Raw genomic sequence first — 4,412 nt, forward strand, 5'->3', positions numbered from 1 at the left:
TTCTGCCACTCCGCCGCCGCGGCGGCGCACGACATGCACCGAAGACTCTTCCTGGGGGCCGCCGCGGCCGGCTCGCTCGCGCCGGCACTGGCGCAGACCCGCACCCCGGCGGCCAAGGTGCTGGGAAGGACGATCTACAGCGACGAGACGACGAAACCCGGCAGCAGCCTGGACGGCCAGATCCTGCGGCCGCTGGTGCAGCGCTTCGCCGAGCAGGAGCGGCTCACCGTCAGCGACGCCGAGGTGGCCGAGCTCGAATCGGCGCTGAAGCTTCCGCCACCCCCGCCCGGGCTGTCGGCGGCCGACAAGGCGATGCTGCGCGAGCTGCCGCGCAGCATGGTGCTGCAATGGAAGATCAGCAAGGCGCTCTACCAGCGCTACGGCGGCGAGGTGATCTTCCAGCAGGCCAACCCGATGGAGCCGGTCGGCGCGATGCGGCGCTTCCTGGAGGAGCAGGAGAAGGCCGGCGCGTTCGAGATCTACGACGTCGGCGATCGCAAGCGCTTCTTCGAGTACTACGTCAGGCCGCAGACGATGGTGGTGCCGAAGGAGAAGGTGAACTACGACGTGCCGTGGTGGCGCAAGTAGATCGATTCACCGTTCCTACAACTGAAGCGGCTCTCTCCGACAGCATCTCCGGCGTGTGCTGCATAAGCTGTCTGCTTGCCCACCAACGGAGATCAGCATGTCCGACAGCAAGCAGCAAACTGGAGGCCAGGACCGCGACCGCATCAACGTCCACCAGGACTACGAACTGCGCGATTGGTCAAGGAAGTACGGCGTGACGCCTGACGAACTGAAGAAGGCGGTTGCGAAGGTCGGGGATCGGGCTCGGGATGTGGAGGCGCATTTGAAGCGTGGGGAGCGCGGGGAATGAAGCCCGGATCGCCGCGCCCTGTCAGACTTGATGACGCCTGATCCGCGTCATCTCACCCCAGCAAACTCGCCGGCACCTTCCCCCCGTTCTCCGCCAGCTTGGTCATCACCTGCTTGTGCAGCCAGATGTTCATCGTCGCCGTGTCGTTGGTGTCGCCTGAGTAGCCGAGTTCGCTCGCCAGTTGCCGCCGCTCGGCCAGGCTCGATTCCATCCCGACCAGCTTCATCAGGTCGACGATCGAGGTGCGCCAGTTCAGCTTCTGCGACGAGGYCGCTGCCAGCTTGGTCAGCACCGCCTCCACATCCACCTCGCTCAATGCGACGGGCGCCGCGGTGGCCGGCACCGCGGCCGGTGCAGCCTGCGTCGGCGCCTGCGCCACCGCCGGTACCTCGTCCTTCTTGCCAAAGATCGCGTCCTTGATCTTGCTGAAGATGCTCATCGTGGTCTCCTGGTTGGATGGATGCGCTGCGTCGGCAACGAAAACCCAGTCTAGGCGTTGCCGCCCGCCGGTCAAGACGGATCAGCCCAGCGTGAACGCCTCATGCACCGCCGACTGAACCGCCCCACCCAGCACCGCGCCGCCGCCGGCCACGTAAATCCAGTCGCCGATCGCGACCGCGCCCACCGCATGCCGCGGCGTCAGCATCGGCGCATGCCTGCGCCACGTGTCGCTCGCCGGGTCGTAGCTCTCCATCTGACCATACACGCGCGCCTGCCGCGGCACGCCACCGACGATCTCGCCGCCCTCCCCGCCCATCGCCCAGAACCGGTTGCGGTACACGACCAGGCCGTGTCCCGAGCGCTCGGTGGGCATCGGCGCCCGCAGTTCCCAGGTGTCGCGCGCCGGGAGGTACACGTGGTGCAGCGTGGTGTTGTATTCGAAGGTGTTGAAGCGCCCGCCGATCACGTGGATCAGGCCGCCATGCGCCACGCAGCCCACATGGTCGCGCGCGCCGGGCAGCGGCTTCAGAGCGGTCCATCGATCGGCCTTCGGGTCGTACACCTCATGCCAGCCGACGCTCGCGCGCTCGGCCGCCGGCTCCGATGCGCCGCCGATCAGGTGCAGCCGCCCCTCCAGCATCACGGCCGCCGCCGCACCTCGCGGCCGTGGCATCGGCGCGATGGGTCGCCAGGCGTTCGAGCCGCTGTCGTACACGAACGCCAGCGCATCCGATCGCCGGTTCTGTTCGACGAAGCCGCCGCAGGCATACAGCAGGTCGCCTTCCGCTGCCACCGCCACGTGGTTCGCGCCGCGCGGCAGCGGCGCACCGTTGAGCCAGCGGTCGGCCGCCGGCTCGTAGATGTGGTGGTAGTCGCGGTTCACCGCGCCCTCGCCGTACCCGCCCACGATGTGCATCTGCCCGCGCACCACCGCTGCCCACGCCATCTCGCTGCGCGGGATCGGCAGCGCAGCGCGCGCCACCCAGCGCCCCGGCGGCCCCGCAGGCGCCGTGCTGTCGAACACGCGTTGCGACTCCTGCTCCGGCGACAGGTGGTGCGGCGTGCCGCCCCGCAACTGCGCATACGGCGATGAGGCGGGTGGCAGCGGCGTCGGCGCGGTCGTCTGCGCCAAGGCCCGCCCCGCGCCCAGCGCAGCCGCTGCACCGATGACAAAACTGCGACGAGGAATCCTGTGCATGGTGTTCTCCCTGGGCCCGTGGTCGACGCCGGAGCGTAACTGCCCGGGTAACCGCGTGTCGTCGTCATCATCTTCTGTCACCCAGGTGACAGAATCGCCGGTCGCCCAACACGCCCACCCCATGACCCGATCCGCCAGCGTCACCCGCACCCTGCCCGCCCTGCTTCTCACGCTGATGCTCGCTGCCTGCGGCGGCGGCGGTGGCGACAGCACCAACGACACCGCCCAGAAGCCCTCCCCACCCGGCACGCCGGCCTCCAGCCCGTCGAGCGCCGACACCCAGCCGCCGGTCGTCTCCGCATCGGCCACCGTGTCCACCGAGGCCGTGGCCCTCAGCGCGCTCGCCACCGACAACGTCGGTGTCACCTCGGTCACCTTCCTCATCGATGGCAGCGCCATCCAGGTCACCGTGCAGAAATCGCCGAGCGACGGTTCGTACACCTCGTCGCTGCCGATCGGCCTGATCACGAGCGGCACGCACAGCTTCGTCGCGGTCGCGGTCGATGCCGCCGGCAACAGCACCACCTCGGCCGAGGCCGGCTTCACGATCGGCACCCCGGCCGGTGCGCCCGGCAGCAGCGACACCGTGCCGCCCACCATCACCGCCGCCGTGCAAGGCAGCTTCGGCCTGGTCAAGCTGACGGCCATCGCGAAGGACGAGACCCGTCTCTTCGGCGTCGACTTCCTGGTCGACGGCAAGGAGACCGGCACCTGGGCCTCGCTGCACTACCTCAGCACCGATCCGGCCGACCAGTACTACGTGCTGTTCGACACGACGACGCTGGCGCCCGGCGCGCACACCGTCGTCGCCCGCGCGCGCGATCTCGCCAACCACACGACGCTGTCGGACGAGATCGTGCTGAACATCGACCCGAATGCCGGCCTCACCGAGACGGAGCCGAACAACACGCTGGCCACGGCCAACGCAGTGCCGGCCGGGCAATTGCTGATCTCCGGCACGCTGAAGAACGAGACCGTGGTCATCGGCAGCTCGAAAATCGTGCACACCGACAGCGACTACTACCAGCTGACGATTCCGGCCGGCCAGACGCTGACGGTGCGCATGCTGACCCCGCAGCACCAGGGCTTCTTCGTCTCCATCGTCGACGCGACCGGCGCCAAGCTCTCCGGCGATTCCGAATGGCCCAGCTCGGGCGAGGTCAGCGTGGCGTACACCAACGGCGCCACCGCGCGCGAGGCGTGGATCCGCCTGTCGAGCATCCCGTACGACTTCGAGACCCGCGACCAGTACACGCTGACGCTGAGCCTGCAGTAACGCCGGAACGCTAGTCGCTGGTGGCCACGACCGCGTCGGCCGCCAGCGCCGAGCGCATCGCCGAGGTGCTGCGCCAATCGGCCTGCAGCACATCGTTGCCGGCGGCCTGGGCGGCCGTGCCGGCGCTGTTCGCCCGGCGCTGCCACAGCGGGCTGATCCAGCCCTTCTTCATCTGGTCGCCCAGGCCCGGGTCGTTGTCCTTGCCGCCCTGGATGTCGCGCCGCGCGTTCTTCACGTTCACTGCGCTGTACTGCGTCATCGCCGAATAGAAGGCGATGCCGCCGGCGCCGGCCGCGAGCATCACCTGCGCCCACGCGGGCAGGCTGCTGGTGCCGCTGATCGGCTTGTGCGCCTGCGCCGGGTCGTTGGAATGCGCGTGCGCTTGCGCGGCCAGGTGCTTGTTGACCTCGTACACCACCGCATTCACGCCGCGCCCCAGCAGCAAGGCGCCGGCACCGCCCAGCACGCCGAAGGTGAACTGCTGCGACAGGCGCTGCCCCACCTGCGCCGAGTACTCCAGCGGCGAGCGCAGCTTGGCCCAGCCCTCCGACCACGCAAAGGCCACCGCGGTGTTCTGCATCGCCTGGCCGAACAGCTGCCGTGCGAAGCCGTTCTCCTCC

General features: G+C 69.1%; 6 protein-coding genes. 3 read left to right on the plus strand and 3 right to left on the minus strand.

Going from position 1 to position 4,412, the window contains the following annotated elements:
- Together AC1D12_RS25855 and AC1D12_RS25860 are read left to right on the plus strand one after the other, a co-directional pair.
- On the plus strand, window positions 1-588 hold a 588-nt coding region (locus AC1D12_RS25855; RefSeq protein WP_477843793.1), incomplete at its 5' end, for a hypothetical protein.
- 97 nt (window positions 589-685) lie between these two features.
- Window positions 686-877 carry a DUF3606 domain-containing protein gene (locus AC1D12_RS25860; RefSeq protein ID WP_477828401.1) on the plus strand — a complete coding sequence of 64 codons (192 nt, stop codon included), beginning with the start codon at window positions 686-688 and terminating at the stop codon, window positions 875-877.
- A gap of 52 nt (window positions 878-929) precedes the next feature.
- Here the strand turns inward: AC1D12_RS25860 and AC1D12_RS25865 are convergent, their stop codons facing one another.
- Both AC1D12_RS25865 and AC1D12_RS25870 read right to left on the minus strand, forming a co-directional pair.
- Entirely contained in the window at window positions 930-1,316 is a 387-nt protein-coding gene (locus tag AC1D12_RS25865; RefSeq protein ID WP_477843795.1) for a DUF3597 domain-containing protein, read from the minus strand.
- An 81-nt stretch (window positions 1,317-1,397) separates the two neighbouring features.
- Window positions 1,398-2,516 (minus strand): Kelch repeat-containing protein, encoded by a 1,119-nt coding sequence (locus tag AC1D12_RS25870; RefSeq protein ID WP_477843797.1) that lies wholly within the window; start codon window positions 2,514-2,516, stop codon window positions 1,398-1,400.
- A gap of 121 nt (window positions 2,517-2,637) precedes the next feature.
- Here AC1D12_RS25870 and AC1D12_RS25875 point away from each other — a divergent pair, with 121 nt between their 5' ends.
- Complete coding sequence (locus AC1D12_RS25875; protein WP_477826487.1) at window positions 2,638-3,792, plus strand: Ig-like domain-containing protein; 1,155 nt, start codon at window positions 2,638-2,640, stop codon at window positions 3,790-3,792.
- Between the two features lie 10 nt (window positions 3,793-3,802).
- On the opposite strand, the gene AC1D12_RS25880 is transcribed toward AC1D12_RS25875, so the two are convergent.
- A partial coding sequence (locus tag AC1D12_RS25880) for a hypothetical protein (RefSeq protein WP_477843799.1) occupies window positions 3,803-4,412 on the minus strand: 610 nt, incomplete at its 5' end.

This window comes from Rhizobacter sp. P1_G5, from assembly GCF_056405435.1.